Annotated in this window: 14 protein-coding genes; 9 read left to right on the top strand and 5 right to left on the bottom strand. The window is 69.3% G+C overall.

The window, feature by feature from the left end:
- Positions 1-98: 98 nt before the first annotated feature.
- Both ACWPKK_RS15910 and pseG read left to right on the top strand, forming a co-directional pair.
- Positions 99-824: a nucleotidyltransferase family protein gene (locus ACWPKK_RS15910; protein ID WP_149228094.1), complete on the top strand. Its 726-nt coding sequence runs from the start codon at positions 99-101 to the stop codon at positions 822-824.
- A 66-nt stretch (positions 825-890) separates the two neighbouring features.
- The gene (gene pseG / locus ACWPKK_RS15905) at positions 891-2,060 is read left to right on the top strand and encodes a UDP-2,4-diacetamido-2,4,6-trideoxy-beta-L-altropyranose hydrolase (RefSeq protein WP_452005886.1); all 1,170 of its coding nucleotides are present in this window, start codon (positions 891-893) and stop codon (positions 2,058-2,060) included.
- Between the two features lie 18 nt (positions 2,061-2,078).
- On the opposite strand, the gene ACWPKK_RS15900 is transcribed toward pseG, so the two are convergent.
- Positions 2,079-2,588: an RT0821/Lpp0805 family surface protein gene (locus ACWPKK_RS15900; protein ID WP_324870978.1), complete on the bottom strand. Its 510-nt coding sequence runs from the start codon at positions 2,586-2,588 to the stop codon at positions 2,079-2,081.
- Between the two features lie 180 nt (positions 2,589-2,768).
- Here ACWPKK_RS15900 and ACWPKK_RS15895 point away from each other — a divergent pair, with 180 nt between their 5' ends.
- From ACWPKK_RS15895 to ACWPKK_RS15885, 3 genes are read left to right on the top strand one after another with little or no spacing between them, the layout of a single operon-like run.
- Positions 2,769-4,385: an acyl-CoA synthetase gene (locus tag ACWPKK_RS15895; RefSeq protein WP_452005882.1), complete on the top strand. Its 1,617-nt coding sequence runs from the start codon at positions 2,769-2,771 to the stop codon at positions 4,383-4,385.
- Positions 4,386-4,389: 4 nt separating this feature from the next.
- Positions 4,390-5,127 carry a sulfite exporter TauE/SafE family protein gene (locus ACWPKK_RS15890; RefSeq protein WP_452005880.1) on the top strand — a complete coding sequence of 246 codons (738 nt, stop codon included), beginning with the start codon at positions 4,390-4,392 and terminating at the stop codon, positions 5,125-5,127.
- 56 nt (positions 5,128-5,183) lie between these two features.
- A complete protein-coding gene (locus ACWPKK_RS15885; RefSeq protein ID WP_014188326.1) occupies positions 5,184-5,888 on the top strand; it encodes an ABC transporter ATP-binding protein in 705 nt (234 codons plus the stop codon).
- 49 nt (positions 5,889-5,937) lie between these two features.
- Here ACWPKK_RS15885 and ACWPKK_RS15880 read toward each other — a convergent pair whose 3' ends face one another.
- Complete coding sequence (locus ACWPKK_RS15880) at positions 5,938-7,728, bottom strand: tetratricopeptide repeat protein (protein ID WP_452005877.1); 1,791 nt, start codon at positions 7,726-7,728, stop codon at positions 5,938-5,940.
- Positions 7,729-7,948: 220 nt separating this feature from the next.
- On the opposite strand from ACWPKK_RS15880, the gene ACWPKK_RS15875 reads away from it, so the two are divergent.
- The 4 genes from ACWPKK_RS15875 (at position 7,949) to ACWPKK_RS15860 (ending at position 11,663) form a co-directional block, all read left to right on the top strand.
- Entirely contained in the window at positions 7,949-8,917 is a 969-nt protein-coding gene (locus ACWPKK_RS15875; RefSeq protein WP_452005874.1) for a L,D-transpeptidase, read from the top strand.
- A 112-nt stretch (positions 8,918-9,029) separates the two neighbouring features.
- The gene (locus ACWPKK_RS15870; RefSeq protein ID WP_014188329.1) at positions 9,030-9,899 is read left to right on the top strand and encodes a branched-chain amino acid ABC transporter permease; all 870 of its coding nucleotides are present in this window, start codon (positions 9,030-9,032) and stop codon (positions 9,897-9,899) included.
- Positions 9,896-10,933 carry a branched-chain amino acid ABC transporter permease gene (locus ACWPKK_RS15865; RefSeq protein WP_452005870.1) on the top strand — a complete coding sequence of 346 codons (1,038 nt, stop codon included), beginning with the start codon at positions 9,896-9,898 and terminating at the stop codon, positions 10,931-10,933. The genes ACWPKK_RS15870 and ACWPKK_RS15865 overlap by 4 nt, the downstream gene beginning before the upstream one ends.
- A gap of 1 nt (position 10,934) precedes the next feature.
- On the top strand, positions 10,935-11,663 hold the full coding sequence (locus ACWPKK_RS15860; RefSeq protein ID WP_452005867.1) for an ABC transporter ATP-binding protein: 729 nt from the start codon (positions 10,935-10,937) through the stop codon (positions 11,661-11,663).
- 10 nt (positions 11,664-11,673) lie between these two features.
- Here ACWPKK_RS15860 and ACWPKK_RS15855 read toward each other — a convergent pair whose 3' ends face one another.
- The 3 genes from ACWPKK_RS15855 to ACWPKK_RS15845 all read right to left on the bottom strand — a co-directional run bounded on the left by ACWPKK_RS15855 (position 11,674) and on the right by ACWPKK_RS15845 (position 15,190).
- Positions 11,674-12,480 carry a family 16 glycosylhydrolase gene (locus ACWPKK_RS15855; RefSeq protein WP_452005864.1) on the bottom strand — a complete coding sequence of 269 codons (807 nt, stop codon included), beginning with the start codon at positions 12,478-12,480 and terminating at the stop codon, positions 11,674-11,676.
- A 145-nt stretch (positions 12,481-12,625) separates the two neighbouring features.
- Entirely contained in the window at positions 12,626-13,792 is a 1,167-nt protein-coding gene (gene rodA, locus ACWPKK_RS15850; RefSeq protein ID WP_452005862.1) for a rod shape-determining protein RodA, read from the bottom strand.
- A gap of 204 nt (positions 13,793-13,996) precedes the next feature.
- Positions 13,997-15,190 carry a GGDEF domain-containing protein gene (locus ACWPKK_RS15845; protein WP_452005859.1) on the bottom strand — a complete coding sequence of 398 codons (1,194 nt, stop codon included), beginning with the start codon at positions 15,188-15,190 and terminating at the stop codon, positions 13,997-13,999.
- Between the last annotated feature and the right edge of the window lie 132 nt (positions 15,191-15,322).

Genomic DNA, 15,322 nt, shown 5'->3' with positions numbered 1-15,322 from the left:
CCGGGTCCCGCGCGGGGTGGATGACCCGGCGCCCGCGCCGTCGTAAGCTGCATCGTCGGCCGGCCGGCATCAGCGGGAATTGAGAGAAAGGACGGTCGGTGCGGTCTGAGGACGCTCTTGCCAACATAGACGTCGCGGTGCTCGCCGGCGGGCTGGGCACGCGTATCCGGAGCGTTCTGGGCGACACGCCGAAGGTCCTGGCCCCGATCGCTGGCCGCGCCTTCCTCGGCCATCTGCTCGACTATTTGTCTACATACGGATCACGCCGCGTGGTGCTGTGCCTGGGCCATCTGGCCGACCGGGTGACCGCTTGGCTCGCCCGCGGCGATTCGGCCGGAACCATCGACGTGGTCTGCCAGATCGAGCCGCGGCCGCTCGGCACAGCGGGTGCGCTGGGTTATGTGCGCAAGGAACTGCGCAGCAGCACCATCCTGGTGGTGAACGGCGATACGTTCCTGGATGCCGATCTGCGCGCCTTCGTCGCCTCGCACCGCCTGTCGGGGGCGGAGGCGTCGGTCCTGTGCGTGACGGTCGAGGATGCCTCCCGCTTCGTGCGGGTGGAGATCGGACCGGACAGCCGTATCCGCAGATTCCCGGCGAAGGCGGCGGGGGCCGGCACCATCAATGCCGGGGTCTACCTGTTCTCCGCCGCCTTCCTCGACCGCTTCATCGCGGCGGGGGCGGTCTCGCTGGAACGCGACGTGCTGGAAAAGCTGCCTCCCGGCACGCTGAACGCCCATGTCGCCAAGGCACGCTTCCTCGACATCGGCACGCCGGAAAGCCTTGCCACCGCTGCCAGCGTGATCGCCGGCCGGGAAACCTGACGGCCGCTATTTGCCCCTGCACGCGCGGTGGTCTGTCGCTGGACAGTCGCAAGGTGCCGCGCCAAGATGCTGACCGACTCGATCCCGCGTGCCGTGGCGGACCCGCCGCGCCGCCTCTTCCGGACCAGTGCCATGGCCGTCATCCTCATCCGAGCCGACGCTTCCCCCACCATCGGCACCGGCCATGTCATGCGCTGCCTCGCCGTTGCGGAGGTTCTGCGCGACCAGGGGCACGAGACATTGTTCGCCGCCGTGGAATCCACCCCGGCCATCGACCGCCGCCTGTCGGCGGACGGCTTCCGCCATGTCTCCATCGCCGGCCCGGTGGGGGAGGCGGCGGATCTGGCCGCCACCCGCTCTCTGCTGCGGCGGGAGCATGGCAGCGCCGTGATGCTGGACGGCTACCGCTTCGGCGAGGCCTATCGCGCCGGGCTGCAGGCGGCGGGCGCGCGGGTGCTGGCCTGGGACGACCTCGGCGACGGCACCCCGTTGCATGCCGACCTTGTCGTCAACGCCGCACCGCAGGCGGCGGCGCTGCCCTATGAGGCGATGGCGCCGGGTGCCCTTCTGCTGCTCGGACCCGGCTACGCCCCACTGCGGCGGGAGGTGCGTCTGGCTGCCCGCGAACCGATGCGGAGCATCGCCGAACGGCCCGTCCTGCTGGTGACCTTCGGTGGTTCGGACCCGCTGGGGCTGACCGGCCCGGTGGTGAAGGCGCTCGCCACGGCACGGCCGGACGGCTGCCGGATCGTCGCGGTCGTCGGCGGCAGCAACCCGCGCGCGGCGGAACTGGCGGCACTTGCCGGCGGTCTCGGCCCCGATGTTGCGGTGGAAATCGATTGCCCGCGCATGGGCGCGCTGATGGCCGACAGCGGGCTGGCCGTTTCGGCCGGCGGCGGCACCATGGGGGAACTGGCCGCATTGGCGGCGCCGACCCTGCTGGTGGTTACCGCCGACAATCAGGCGATGGCGAGCGGCGACGCCGCGGAGCTCGGCTGGAGCGAGGCGGTGGACGCCCGCGGCCGCGATCCGGCCAGCGCGGGAAAGACCATTTCCGAACGAGCGCTCGCTCTATGGACCGACGCCCCGCGGCGGCAGCGGATGCAGGATGCCGCCGCCGCGCTGCCGCTGGACGGGGAAGGAGCGGTGCGCATCGCCCATGCCCTGACCGGACGAGCGCCGTCGCTCTCTCCCATGGCCGGCAGTGCCGCCCGGCGACGGACGGCGCCGGCCTGAGCCTTCCCCCTTACGCCGTCAGCTGACCACGCGCCAGGTTCCGTCGCCCTGCTGGCAGGCCGTGCCGAAGCCCTGCTGGGTGCGGCCCTGGACCACGATGGTGGTCTGGTATTCGCGGCAGAGCTGGCCCTGCGGCCCGGTGCCCTCGCGCACCGGCGTGTAGCTGCCGTAGTTGCCGGTATCCGGATTGTTCCAGCGCACGGTGCTGCCGGTGGGGGCGCTGTAGGCGTTGACCGCCGCCTGCTGGGCATAATTCTGATCGGCACGGTCGAGCGAGGCGCCCGCCGCATTGCCCAGCGCAGCACCCAGCAGCGTGCCGACGCCGACCGCCACCAGCTTGCCGCTGCCGCCGCCGAAGCGTGAGCCGGCCAGACCGCCGACCACGCCGCCCAGCACGGTGCCGGCCGTCTGCTTGTTGGCGCTGACGCCGCCGTAGGAGTCGCCGTAGCCGGGCTGGGCGCAGCCGGCAAGCGGAGCCGCGAGCAGGCTGGCGGACAGCGCGGCGGCGAGGAAGGGGCTGGCTTTCATGGTGGCTCTCGTCCTGTTGGGTCCTGTTTGGATCGGCACGAAACTGTTCGTTCCTGACGCCATCAACATGGCAGACCCGCGACTTATTCCCGGTGCGTGACGCGGTGCCTCGCTTGCCCCTATGATCAGGTCAACGGTTCCGCAAAGGAACCAATGACAAGCCCTTGGGAGGGAACGAACATGCTGCCCAACGCGGACAGCTATGAAGGGGTGTCCCGCGCCTTCGCCTGGCGCGTCCCTGATCGCTACAACATCGGTGTCGACGTCTGCGACCGCTGGGCCCAGTCCGAGCCGGACCGCATCGCCCTGATCCACAAGCGGCGCGACGGCGGGGTGGAGGAATACCGCTTCGCCGACATCCGCGCCCTGTCCAATAGGTTCGCCAACGCGCTTGCCGCCCAGGGGATCGGACGCGGCGACCGCGTCGGCATCCTGCTGCCCCAGGCGCCCGAAACCGCGGTCAGCCATGTCGCCGTCTACAAGATGGGCGGCATCGCGGTGCCGCTGTTCTCGCTGTTCGGGGTGGAGGCGCTGGAATACCGGTTGGCCAATTGCGGCGCCCGCGCGGTGGTGACCGATGCAGCCGGGGCGGCCAAGATCGCCCAGATCCGCGATCGCCTGCCGGAACTGCGCGCGGTCTTCCGCATCGACGGTTCGGGACCTGGCTGCCTCGACTGGCACGCGCTGTGCGACGCGGCGTCGGACGACTTCACCCCGGCGGACACCGGTCCCGACGACCCGGCCCTGATCATCTACACCTCCGGCACCACCGGCCAGCCGAAGGGGGCGCTGCATGCGCACCGGGTGCTGCTGGGCCATCTGCCGGGCGTGGAGATATCGCACGACCTGTTCCCGCAGCCGGGCGACCGCATCTGGACGCCGGCGGACTGGGCATGGATCGGCGGGCTGCTCGATGTGCTGCTGCCTGCCTGGCACCATGGGGTGACGGTGGTGTCCCACCGCTTCGAGAAGTTCGATGCGGAGGCTGCCTTCGCCCTGCTGGCCGAGTTCCAGGTGCGCAACGCCTTCCTGCCGCCGACGGCGCTGAAGATGATGCGGTCGGTGAAGGCCCCGCGGGCACGTCACGCCATCGCCATGCGCTCCGTCGCCAGCGGTGGCGAGACCTTGGGTGCCGGGCTGCTCGACTGGGGGCGCGAGACCTTCGGCGTCACCATCAACGAGTTCTACGGCCAGACCGAATGCAACATGATCGTCTCCTCGGCCGCCACGCTGATGGCGCCGAAGCCGGGCATCATGGGGCGCCCGGTGCCCGGCCATGACGTGGCGGTGATCGACGGCGAGGGCAACCGCCTGCCGCCGGGACGGATCGGCCTGATCGCCGTGCGCCGGCCGGACCCGGTGATGTTCCTCGGCTACTGGAACAACCCGGACGCCACCGCCGCCAAATTCATCGGAGATTGGCTCGTCACCGGCGACCAGGGGGAGTTGGACGAGGACGGATACATCCGCTTCGTCGGGCGCGACGACGACGTCATCACCTCGGCCGGCTACCGGATCGGTCCCGGTGAGATCGAGGATTGCCTGATCGGCCACCCCGCCGTGCGCATGGCGGCGGTGGTCGGCGTTCCCGACCCGCTGCGCACGGAGATCGTCAAGGCCTTCGTCGTGCTGCAGGAGGGGGTGACGCCGGACGACGCGCTCGTCGCCTCGATCCAGGAGCATGTGAAGACGCGGCTGGCCGCGCACGAATATCCCCGGGCCATCGAGTTTCTCGAAAGCCTGCCCATGACCACCACCGGCAAGATCATCCGCCGGGAGTTGAGGAACCGCGCCTAATATCATGATAGAATTGATTTTATTGGCTGCGGCCTTCCTGGCTGGAGCGATGAATGCCGTTGCCGGCGGGGGCAGTTTCCTGACCCTGCCGGCCCTGATCTACGCCGGGGTGCCGCCGGTCGCCGCCAACGCGACCGGCACGGTCGCCCTGCTGCCCGGCTATGCCAGCGGAGTCTACGGCTACCGGCAGGATCTGACGCCGGTCGGCACTCTCAGCCTGCCGCTGCTGTCCGTGGTCAGCCTCGTCGGCGGGCTGGCCGGGGCGGGCCTGCTGCTGGTGACCCCTGATTCGGTGTTCCGCGACATCGTTCCGTGGCTGCTGCTGCTGGCGACCGGGCTGTTCGCCTTCGGCAACGTGCTGGCGCAACGGCTGCGCAGCCTCGGCCTGCACGGCAACGGGGCGATGCTGGGCACGCTGTTCGCGGTGTCGGTCTATGGCGGCTATTTCAACGGCGGACTCGGCATCCTGCTGCTGGCGCAGCTCAGCCTGTTCGGGATGACCGATCTGAACGCCATGAACGGGCTGAAGAACCTGTTCTCCGCCGTCCTGACCGCCATCGCCGTGGTGGCCTATGCGGCCGGCGGGGCGGTGGAGTGGCCGAAGGCTTTGCTGATGACGGTCGCCGCGGTCGCCGGCGGCTATGTCGGCGCGCGGGTCGGGCGGAAGATCCCGAAGCCGGTGCTGCGCACGGGCATCATCGCCGTCGGGCTGGTGATGAGCGCGGTGTTCTTCCTGAAATGATCGCGCTATAGAGGGCGCCACCCGCCCTTGGCCCCGCTGCGACCGGATCCGTTGCCATGCTGACCGTTTCGGACCTCGACCTGTACTATGGTGACGCCCAGGCGCTCGACGGCGTCACGCTGCAGGTGGCGGCGGGGGCGACCACCGCCATCGTCGGCGCCAACGGGGCGGGCAAGACCTCGCTGATCCGCGCCATCGCCGGAATCCTGAAGCCGGCGCGTGGAAGCATCCGCTTCAAGGATCGCGAGATCGCCGGCCTGCCCAGCCATGTCGTCTGCGACCTCGGCATCGGGCAGGTCGCCGAGGGCCGGCAGATCTTCCCCAGCCTCAGCGTGCGGGAGAATCTGGAGATGGGCGCCGTCATCCCGCGGGCGCGCGCCACCGCCCGGCAGACCTACGACCGCGTACTCGACCTGTTCCCCCGCCTGCGTGAGCGGCTGGACCAAGCCGCCGGCACCCTGTCCGGCGGCGAGCAGCAGATGCTGGCGATCGGCCGCTGCCTGATGGGCAAGCCCGACCTGATCATGTTCGACGAACCGTCGCTCGGCCTGTCGCCGGCACTGGTGCAGGAGCTGTTCCGTATCATCCGCGCCTTGGCGGCCGACGGGATGACGATCATCCTGGTCGAGCAGAATGTCGCCGCTTCGCTGCGGATCGCCGGTCAGGCCTATGTGCTGGAGAACGGCCGGGTGGTGCTGTCGGGAAGCGGCGAGGCGCTGCTGGCAGATCCTGCGGTGAAGCAAGCCTATCTGGGGCTGTAACGGAGGAGGGGGTGCGACGGCCCCCTCCCCACGGCCCGCAGCCAGTTCGTCAGAACAGCCCCTGCGCCTCGCGCGCATAGTCCAGCAGCTTTTCCACCGAACGGGTGCGGTCGCCCGTCTCGGCGAAGCGGGCGCGTGCCGCTTCCGCTGCCTTCGACCTTGCAGCGGCGTCCTGGCCCAGCGCCACCGCGAGTTCGAGGTAGGCCGTCTCGTCCGCCATGGCCGGGCCGGCGACGCCCGCCACGTCGCCCCTGGCGTAGGTCACCACCGGCAGACCTTCGGCCAGAGCGAACGCCGCGCTGCCGCCACCACCCTGGCGCGGCGGATTCAGATAGGCGGTCGCCACCCCGTACAGCCCGCGGATGCCGTCCACATGCCCCAGCGCCTTCATCCGTGCGGCGTTGCGGGCGCCCGCGATGCGGGCGGGCAGATCCTGCACCGCACCGGCAAAGGCGACCTGCGCGTCGGGCACCCGATCGAGCAGGCGGTCGAGCGTCTCCAGGAAATCACCGCCGACCTCCTGGTCCAGCCGGTTGCCGACGACGACATAGAGCGGCACGCCGTCGGACAGGCCGAAATCGGCACGACTGCGGGTGGCCCCGCTGTCCGGAAGGGTCCAGCCGAAGGAGAAGGGGCGGAAGCGGCCCTGTGCCTCGGCCGGCCAGCCGGCGGCGCTGTCCTCCGGCGCGTAGCCCAGCAGGATCGTGGCGAGCGACGGCGGCAGGCCGCTGGAGGTGGGCAGGAGCACCACCGGGCGGCTGCGCGCGAACAGGTCGGCGACGGTGTTGGAAGCACCGAAGGCGATGATCACGTCGGGATCGAATTTCTCCACCGCGTCGACGATGGCCGTCAGCTTCTCCTCGTCGAATCGGGGCTGGGGGAAGGACAGCATGCGCACCGCCGCACCATGGGCGGCGATGGTCTGCTCCCCGTCATACTCCTCGGTGACGTTGTAGCTGTATTCGGGGACGAAGCCGTTCTCGCCCGACACCGCCATGGCGTTGGGGTTCAGGATCAGCACCTCGCAGCCCTGCTCGTCCTGCAGGCGGCGGGCATAGTCGAAGGCGTCGGCGGTGGGCTGGTGCCCCTCGCCCAGCATCTGGTTGGTGATCAGCGCCACGCGCTTCACAACGGCGCGTGGGGCCGCCCTGCGCAGCTTGGGTTCCAGCCCATAGCGGCGCGCCGTCTCCTCCACCAGCAGGCGGTAGAAGCGGCGGAACTCGCCGTTGGTGAAGGCGCCGACGTCACCCTTGCGGACGTCGCCCTGGAACAGCCGCATGGCGATGCCCCAGTAGGCGTAATGCAGCGACGGCACGGAGAAGCGAAGGGGATCGTCCAGCACCGCGTTGACCAGTACGCGGTAATGGGCGACGTCACCGGTCAGCAGGAACAGCAGCGACTGGCGCCGCATCACGTCGCCCATGGAATAGCGGGCATCGACCTCCTCCGCCGCGGCGGCACGGATGTCGTCGTCGTAACGGCGGATCAGGTTGGCGAGCGCCCCGACATTGCCCCAGCCGTCGCCCTCGTTGGTCAGCAGGCTGAGCGCGCGCGCGAAACTCAGCGCCGCCTCGCGCTGGCGCCCGCAAGCGTGCAGGGCGTGGCCCAGATTGGCATGGAACAGGGGAGAGCCGTCGTCGCCGGCCACCGCCTGCGCGATGCGGTCCACCGCCTCCTCCGCCCGGCCGGATTGCAGGGCGATGACCCCCAGCAGATGCAGGGCGTCCGGATGGCCGGGCGACGCGTCCAGCACGTCGCGGTACAGGCGCTCCGCCTCCGCGGTGCGGCCGGCGCGGTGATGTTCCGTCGCGACGGCCAACGTCTGCTCGATCTGGTCCATGATGCACGTCCTTGCTGTCGGGGCGGCCCCCATCCCCCGGAAGCCGTCGTCCCCTGCTGTTTACCCTGTTTTAGGAAACACGCGATCAACTTTCCGCATGCGTGGAACTACGACCATTCGGGGAGGCGGCGGCCAAGGCGCCACCCCGCGTCCGACAACAGCCGTCGGGCCCATCCCGGCACGGTGCCTTTTGTGGGGTCTCGCCGCCCTTTGCATCGCCATGGCGGCGCCGATAGCCTCGGCGGCGGCGCAGATGGCGGCCGAGAGGCCGGGGGTTGCGGCCGATGGGCCGTCGATCGCCATCAGCCTTGCCGACCGCCGGCTGTACCTGACCGCGTCGGACGGCACGACCAGCAGCTTCCCGGTGGCCATCGGCCGCCCCGGCGTGCCGATTCCCATCGGCGACAGCACCATCCAGCGCAAGCGCCGCGACCCGACCTGGAGGCCGACCGCCAACCAGCGGCGCGAGAAGCCGTCCCTGCCGCGGGCGGTGCCGCCCGGACCGAACAACCCGCTGGGCAAATTCGCGCTCGACCTCGGCTGGACGGCCATTGCCATCCATGGCACCAACGATCCGGATTCGGTGGGGCGGCAGGCCAGCGGCGGCTGTTTCCGCATGCTTCCCGCCGACATCGAAACCGTCTTCGCCGCGGCGGAGGTGGGGACCCCGGTGCGGGTGGTGCGGGACACTCTGGCGGGAAGCCTGCCGAAGCCAACGGCCGCTCCGCCGGCAAGGACGCTTCCCGTCGCGGTCAAGGCGGTACCGCAAGCTGCGCAGCAACCGCTGAGGCCGCAGCCGGTACCTGCTCCGCCCCCAGAGCCGCCACCCCAGCCGGTGGCCGACCCTCGCTGCCCAACGGTCACGGCGCCGCTCAGGCGGATGATCTGCGATGTGCCGGCGCTTGCCTTGCTGGATGGCCGTGCCCGCGGGGCACAGGAGCGGTTCCTGGCCGGCATCGCCGATCCGGCCGCCCGCGCCGCCGCGGCCTACGACCTAATCCAGGAGGAACGGCGCTTCCACGAGAGGATCGCCGCGCTTTGCTGGATCCGCAGCGGAACGGAAGGCGACCCGGATGTCGCAGCGTCGGCGCAATCCTGCCTGACCACCGCGCTCGACCGCCGGCTGGACGACGTGGCGGAGCGGATCGCGGTGTTGCGCGGCGGTGCACGTATGGCGGCCCGGCCATAGGGCCACCTATCGGAACGGTCGAATCGCACGGCGGCAGCGTCATTCTGGCTTGCCTGCATCCCCCTTGGACTGCTAACCCGCAGAACCCAACCGTTCGGACAATCCGCCACCCATGCCGATCGACTATTATCTGAACATCGCGGCCTCCGGGTTGCTGACCGGCCTGGTCTATGGGCTGGCGGCGCTGGGGCTATCGGTCATCTTCGGCGTGGTGCGCGTCGTCAACTTCGCCCATGGCGAGATGATGGTGGCGGGCATGTACGGCGCCGTGCTGCTGGGCGGCTGGTGGGGACTCGACCCGCTGCTGTCGGCGCCGGTCATGGCGGCGCTTCTGTTCGCCTGCGGCTGGCTTCTGCAGCGCGGACTGGTGAACAAGTTCGTCGAGCGGCCGGAGCACATGCAGTTCATCCTGCTGCTGGGCATCGCCACCATCCTGGTCAACGCCATGCTGATGCTGTTCGGCCCGGACGCCCGCAACGTGCAGGTGCCCTACAGCTTCGACACGGTGGAGATCGGGCCGATGCTGCTGGATGCCGTGCGGCTGCGCGCCGGGGCGGCGGCGATCGTGGTGGCGGCGGCGCTGTTCGCCTTCTTCCGCTTCAGCCGCACCGGCAAGGCGATCCGCGCCTGCGCCGACAATCCGCTGGGCGCCCGCGTCGTCGGGCTGAACATCGACGGGCTCTATGCGCTCACCTTCGGCATCGGCGCCGCGGTGGTCGGGGTGGCCGGCGCGCTGATGACGCTGCTGGTCGATGCCCGGCCGCAGCTGGCCCCCGAATACACGCTGCTCAGCTTCATCATCGTCATCGTCGGCGGGCTGGGCAGCCTGCCCGGCGCGCTGCTGGGCGGCGTGCTGATCGGCATGTCGGAGGCGCTGGCCGGCTTCCTGCTGACGCCGTCCCTGAAATCCCTGTTCAGCTACGGGGTGCTGATCGTGGTTCTGCTGCTGCGCCCGCAAGGGCTGTTGGGGAAACGGTCATGAGCGGGCCCAGGGGCGTGATGTTTTCCGGGGTTACCGGGCGCGGGATGGTCCTGCTGGTGCTGGCGGCGCTGGGGCTGGCCGTGGCGCCGCTCGTCGCCGACCGCTATCTGGTGTCGGTGCTGACCACGGTGCTGTGGTTCGCCTATGTCGGGCAGGCCTGGAACGTGATGATGGGCTTTTCGGGCCTGCTGTCGCTGGGGCACGCGCTGTATGTCGGACTGGGCGCCTATGTCAGCGCCGCGCTGTTCGTGCATTTCGGCATCGGGCCGTGGGCCGGCATGATCCTGGCGATACTGGTGGCGGTGGCGGCCGGCTGCATCATCGGCTTCCTGGGCTTCCGCTTCGGGGTGAAGGGCGTGCATTTCGCCCTGCTGACGATCGCCTTTGCCGAGGTGGCGCGCATCGGCTTCGACCACATCACCTGGGTCGGCGGCTCCGGCGGATTCTTCCTGCCGGTGGAGGCGGGGGCGAGCGACCCGCTGAACCTGCGCGGCTCGCCCCTGCTGTTCTACTACGTGGCGCTGGGGCTGGTGCTGGGCGCGCTGGTCCTGTCGCGCGTGCTGCTGCACAGCCGGCTGGGCTACCAGTGGCTGGCGGTGCGCGAGGAGCCGGACGCGGCGGAGGCGTCGGGCGTCGACCTGTTCCGCGCCCGCATGACCGCGGTGGCGGTGTCCGCCGCCATGACCGCGCTGGGCGGTGTTTTCCAGGCCTTCTACTTCAACAACCTGTTCCCGGAGCAGGTCTTCTCCATGGGCCGCTCCATCGAGATCATCCTGCCGGCCATCGTCGGCGGAATCGGCACGCTGGTCGGTCCGATCCTGGGCGCCTTCATCCTGACGCCGCTGGGCGAACTGCTGACCTTCCTGATCGAGGCCGGCGGGCTGGACCTGCCAGGGCTGAAGCAACTGTTCTACGGCGTGGCGCTGGTGGTGATCGTGGTGTTCCGGCCGGAGGGCGTCTGGCCCTGGCTGGCCCGCCGACTGCGCCTTGTTCGCCAGCCGGGAGATTATCGCCAGCCGGGGGAGGGCGCCTGAGATGACCGCACTGCTCGAGGTCGAAGGCCTGTCAAAGCGCTTCCGCGGGCTGAAGGCCGTCTCCGACGTCAGCTTCACCGTGCCGGAGGGGCGCATCCTCGCCCTGATCGGCCCGAACGGTGCCGGCAAGACCACCACCTTCAACCTGATCGCCGGCGTCTTTCCGCCCGACGAGGGGCGCGTCACGCTGAAGGGCCGTTCCCTGACCGGGATGAAGCCCAACCAGGTCTGCGCCGCCGGGATCGGCCGCACCTTCCAGATCGTCAAGCCCTTCGGCCAGCTGACGGTGGAGGAGAATGTCGTCGTCGGCGCCCTGGCCCGCGAGAGGTCGGTGGAGACCGCGCGGCATCAGGCCCGCGCCGTGCTGGAGCGGCTGGAGCTGGCCGATCAGGCCAACCGGCCGGCACGCAGCCTGACGCTGCCCGACCGCAAGCGGCTGGAGGTCGCCCGCGCGCTGGCCACCCGTCCGACCCTGCTTCTGCTGGACGAGGTGCTGGCCGGCCTGCGTCCGACGGAGGTCGACCGCATGGTCGGGGTCCTGCGCGACCTGAACCGCCGTGAAGGCCTGACCATCCTGATGATCGAGCATGTGATGCGCGCGGTGATGGCGCTGTCCGACCGCGTCGTCGTGCTGGACCATGGCGAGAAGATCGCCGACGGCGCCCCGGCGGAGGTCGTGGCCGACCCCCGCGTGGTCGAATCCTACCTGGGGGCCGAGGCGCTGGACTGAACCGGCCCCCTCAGTTGCTGAGGTTTGACGGGTCTTCGCGATAGCTGACGGCGGCGACCTCGGCGGTCAGCGGATGGCCGGGATAGGTGAAGCGGCGCAGCCATTCGGTATCGCCCGACGCGCTCCAGAAGCGCAGCATCAGCCGGCCCGGCATGCGCGGCAGCAGCTCTCCCTCCTTGGCCGCGACCTGGTGCACCGGCTTGCCGTCGACCGTCCAGACGATGCCGTCGGGCTTCCAGTCGAAGCCGTAGCTGTGGAAGCCATTGGCGGCGTCGAACCCGAGATCGACCACCGTGTTGCGGTGCCCGACGCCGTTGGCGACCCAGCTGATCTCCAGCTTGGTGGTGTCCTTGCCGGCGATGCCGAAGGTGATCTCGTCCCAGGGATCGCCGAAGGGCGGGCCGGTATAGTGGGAGACCGAGGTCATCACCCCATCGGCCTTCACCGCCTTCAGCGACACCGCGTAGTTGCCGTAGCCGTAGAAGCGGTGGGTGGAATATTCGCCGCAGGAATAGCGATCCCGGCCGCTGATGTTGTCGCTGACCGACAGGGCGAGATGCCCCTTCTCCAACGTGACGTTGGCGCGGTTCCAGCTGCAGTTCATGTGCCCGCCGGCCTTCCAGCCGTCGGAGCGCTGCCAGCGCGAGGCCTCGAACTTCCCCGACTTCTCGCTGAAACTGCCGCCGAGGTGGCTGAACAGGCCATCGGCCAGCGCCGGTCCGCCGGCACCGGCCAGCAGGGCCGAGAGCCCGCCGGCAATGAAGGTGGCGATGATGGTTGCTTTCCGCCTGCCCCGTCCCGTGGCGTCGTTGCGCATGGCTGATCCTCCCGCTGCAAACGGACCGGCGCGCAATTTCGGTCGGCCCACACCCCCATATCGCGAGGGTGGGGCGGTGCGGCAACGGTGCGGGCGGGGGGTGGCCGCCTTCGGCGGACTTACCTCCGCCGATAATCATCGGTCCTCAGTCGTCGGTGACGCCGCTCTTCGGGATGCGCACGTCGCGGTGAACCGACATGCTCAACAGCAGGCCGACGCCCACCATCAGCGTCATCATCGCCGACCCGCCATAGGACACCAGGGGCAGGGGGATGCCGACCACCGGGATCAGCCCCATCACCATCGCCACATTGACGAAGACGTAGAGGAAGAACTGCGCAGTCATGCCGACCGCCACCAGCCGGCCGAACTGGCTGCGGCTGTTCAGCGCGATGATCCAGCCATAGATGAACAGCAGCAGATAGAGCGCCAGCAGGGTCAGCGCCCCGACCATCCCGAATTCCTCGGCCAGCACGACAAAGATGAAGTCGGTGTGCTTTTCCGGAAGGAACATCAGCTGGCTCTGCGAGCCGGACATGAAGCCCTTGCCGAACATTCCGCCGGACCCCAGCGCGATCTTCGACTGCAGGATGTTGTAGCCGGAGCCGAGCGGATCGGTTTCCGGATCGAGGAAGGTGTAGACGCGCTGCTTCTGGTAATCGTGCAGGAACTCCCAGGCGATGGGGATGGCGCCGAGGCCGCCGCCGATCACCACCAGGAACTTCCACACCCGCACGCCGGCGGCGAAGAACACCGCACCGCTGCCGAGGATCAGCAGCAGCGAGGTGCCCAGGTTCGGCTGCATCAGCACGAGGGCGACCGGCGTGAAGACCAGCAGCAAGGGCGGGATCAACAGCAGCGGACGGCCGATCTGGTCCAGCGTCACCCCGTGGAAATAGCGGGCGAGCGCCAGCGTCAGCGCCGGCTTCATCAACTCCGACGGCTGAAGCTGGAAGAAGCCGAGGTCGATCCAGCGTTGCGCGCCCATGCCGATGCGGCCCATCAGTTCAACCGCGACCAGCAGGCACAGCACGATGAAGAAGATGATGTAGGCCGACTTCATCAGGTGCCGGATGTCCACCAGCGCGATGCCCAGCATCAGGACGAAGCCGGGGATGGCGCGGACCAGCTGCGGCTGGGCCCAGGGCTTCCAATGGCCGCCGGCGGCGGAATAGAGCAGCCCGACGCCGACCCCGGTGATCGTGCAGATCAGCAGGACCAGCCCCCAGTTGATGAGCCTGAACTTGGTGCCGAGCGTCAGCTGCGACCGCTGCGGCTCCAGACCGCCGGAGCCGAGATGGGAAAGAACCACGACCGTACGCCGATGTTGCCGGGAAAAGGGGACAGTGCCGGATCAGCTCCGGCGGCCGGCCGGAGGTAACCGGGCCGGATAATGCGGCAAGCCGCTTCGCGGGTAAAGCCGGCCGGTGCGCCGGCCGATTTTTCTAACCGGAGCCGGCCCCGTGGCAAGGGCAGGGGCAGGGGCAGGGGCAGGGGAAGATGGCAGGGTGCCGGCTCAGGCAATGACCGCCGCCGTGCGCAACGCTGCGGCCGGGAAGAAGCGCACCTGGTTGCGGCCGCCGTGCTTGGCATCGTAGAGCGCGCTGTCGGACTGGGCGATCAGGTCGGAGAACTGGCTGTGTTCCCGCGTCATGCTGACGCCGCCGATGCTGCAGGTCACCGTCACCCCGCCCTCGGCCCCGAGCGGCGCCAGCTGGCGTTCGATGGCGCTGCGCAGCCGCTCGGCCAGCATCCGTCCGGCCTCCGCCCCGGTTTCGGGCAGCAGGACGGCGAACTCCTCCCCGCCCATGCGGCCGATCGAATCCTCATGCCGGATCTGGCCGGCGCAGGTATCGGCCACCGCCTGGATCACCCGGTCGCCGAAAGGATGGCCGGCCCGGTCGTTGATCGCCTTGAAGCGGTCGATGTCCAGGATCAGCACCGTCAAGTCCCGCCCATACCGGCGGGCGCGGCGGAACTCGACCTCGCCCAGTTCGAACAGGCGGCGGCGGTTGAGAGCGCCGGTCAACCCATCGGTGTGGGCCAGCTTGGTCAGTTCGCGGTTGAACTCGTCGCTGGCCATCAGGATGTAGTTGATGGCGCCGATCACCGTGCCCAACAGGGACAGCAGGAAGGTCGCGCGCTCCACAGTGTCGTCGACGAGTTGGTCGAGCGGCGCCTCCTGGCTGAGACCGGCCCCCATGCGGATCAGGTAGACGACGGCGAGCGCGGCCGACAGCAGGCCGGTGACATAATGCGGAACGCCGCGGTGCTCGTAGCGGACCAGCACTTCGAAGGCGATGACCAGCAGCACGGCGGAAGCCGCGAAACTGACAAGGGTGCGGACCTGGGACAGGTCGCCGCCCGTCAACAGCAGCAGCAGGCAGCAGAGCGCGACGGCACCCCCCACGGCTGCCGGCCCGAACGGCCAGACCGGACGGTTCTGCAGATGGCGGACGCAGGTGTAGTTCAATGTCAGCCCGACGAGCCCGATTCCGTTGGCGAGAGGGATGAACAACTCCGGGGTCTCGCCGCCGCGCAGCCCGGCGATGAGAAAAGCCGAGCCCAGCAGGAACTTGCCGTAGGCATAGGCACGCAGTGAATTGCGGATGTGGCGCGGATAGCGGCCGGATGCCACGACGATGGACAGGCCCACGGCAAAGCCGATGACGGTGATCACCTGCGCGACGAAGGTCGTGTCGAAATTCATCCGCCGATCCGCCACGCCTGATTACGTCAGTATGCCTTCGGCACGCTAACCGAAGTCTATGCCACTGACAAGGCGCGCGAGGCGAACTCTGGATCGGGAGTTCTCGCTATTGCCCATCGATTGTTATCGAGA

The sequence above is a fragment of the Azospirillum largimobile genome (assembly GCF_977007025.2).
Note: the sequence above shows the minus strand (reverse complement) of the source record. Positions and strands in the feature narration are given on the sequence as shown.

Coding starts and splice junctions, on each gene's coding strand:
- ACWPKK_RS15890 (WP_452005880.1), top strand. CDS start 4,390: ATGATAGAATTGATTTTATTGGCTGCGGCCTTCCTGGCTGGAGCGATG.
- ACWPKK_RS15880 (WP_452005877.1), bottom strand. CDS start 7,728: ATGGACCAGATCGAGCAGACGTTGGCCGTCGCGACGGAACATCACCGC.
- ACWPKK_RS15870 (WP_014188329.1), top strand. CDS start 9,030: ATGCCGATCGACTATTATCTGAACATCGCGGCCTCCGGGTTGCTGACC.
- ACWPKK_RS15900 (WP_324870978.1), bottom strand. CDS start 2,588: ATGAAAGCCAGCCCCTTCCTCGCCGCCGCGCTGTCCGCCAGCCTGCTC.
- ACWPKK_RS15895 (WP_452005882.1), top strand. CDS start 2,769: ATGCTGCCCAACGCGGACAGCTATGAAGGGGTGTCCCGCGCCTTCGCC.
- ACWPKK_RS15855 (WP_452005864.1), bottom strand. CDS start 12,480: ATGCGCAACGACGCCACGGGACGGGGCAGGCGGAAAGCAACCATCATC.
- pseG (WP_452005886.1), top strand. CDS start 891: ATGCTGACCGACTCGATCCCGCGTGCCGTGGCGGACCCGCCGCGCCGC.
- ACWPKK_RS15875 (WP_452005874.1), top strand. CDS start 7,949: ATGGCGGCGCCGATAGCCTCGGCGGCGGCGCAGATGGCGGCCGAGAGG.
- ACWPKK_RS15860 (WP_452005867.1), top strand. CDS start 10,935: ATGACCGCACTGCTCGAGGTCGAAGGCCTGTCAAAGCGCTTCCGCGGG.
- ACWPKK_RS15885 (WP_014188326.1), top strand. CDS start 5,184: ATGCTGACCGTTTCGGACCTCGACCTGTACTATGGTGACGCCCAGGCG.
- ACWPKK_RS15845 (WP_452005859.1), bottom strand. CDS start 15,190: ATGAATTTCGACACGACCTTCGTCGCGCAGGTGATCACCGTCATCGGC.
- ACWPKK_RS15865 (WP_452005870.1), top strand. CDS start 9,896: ATGAGCGGGCCCAGGGGCGTGATGTTTTCCGGGGTTACCGGGCGCGGG.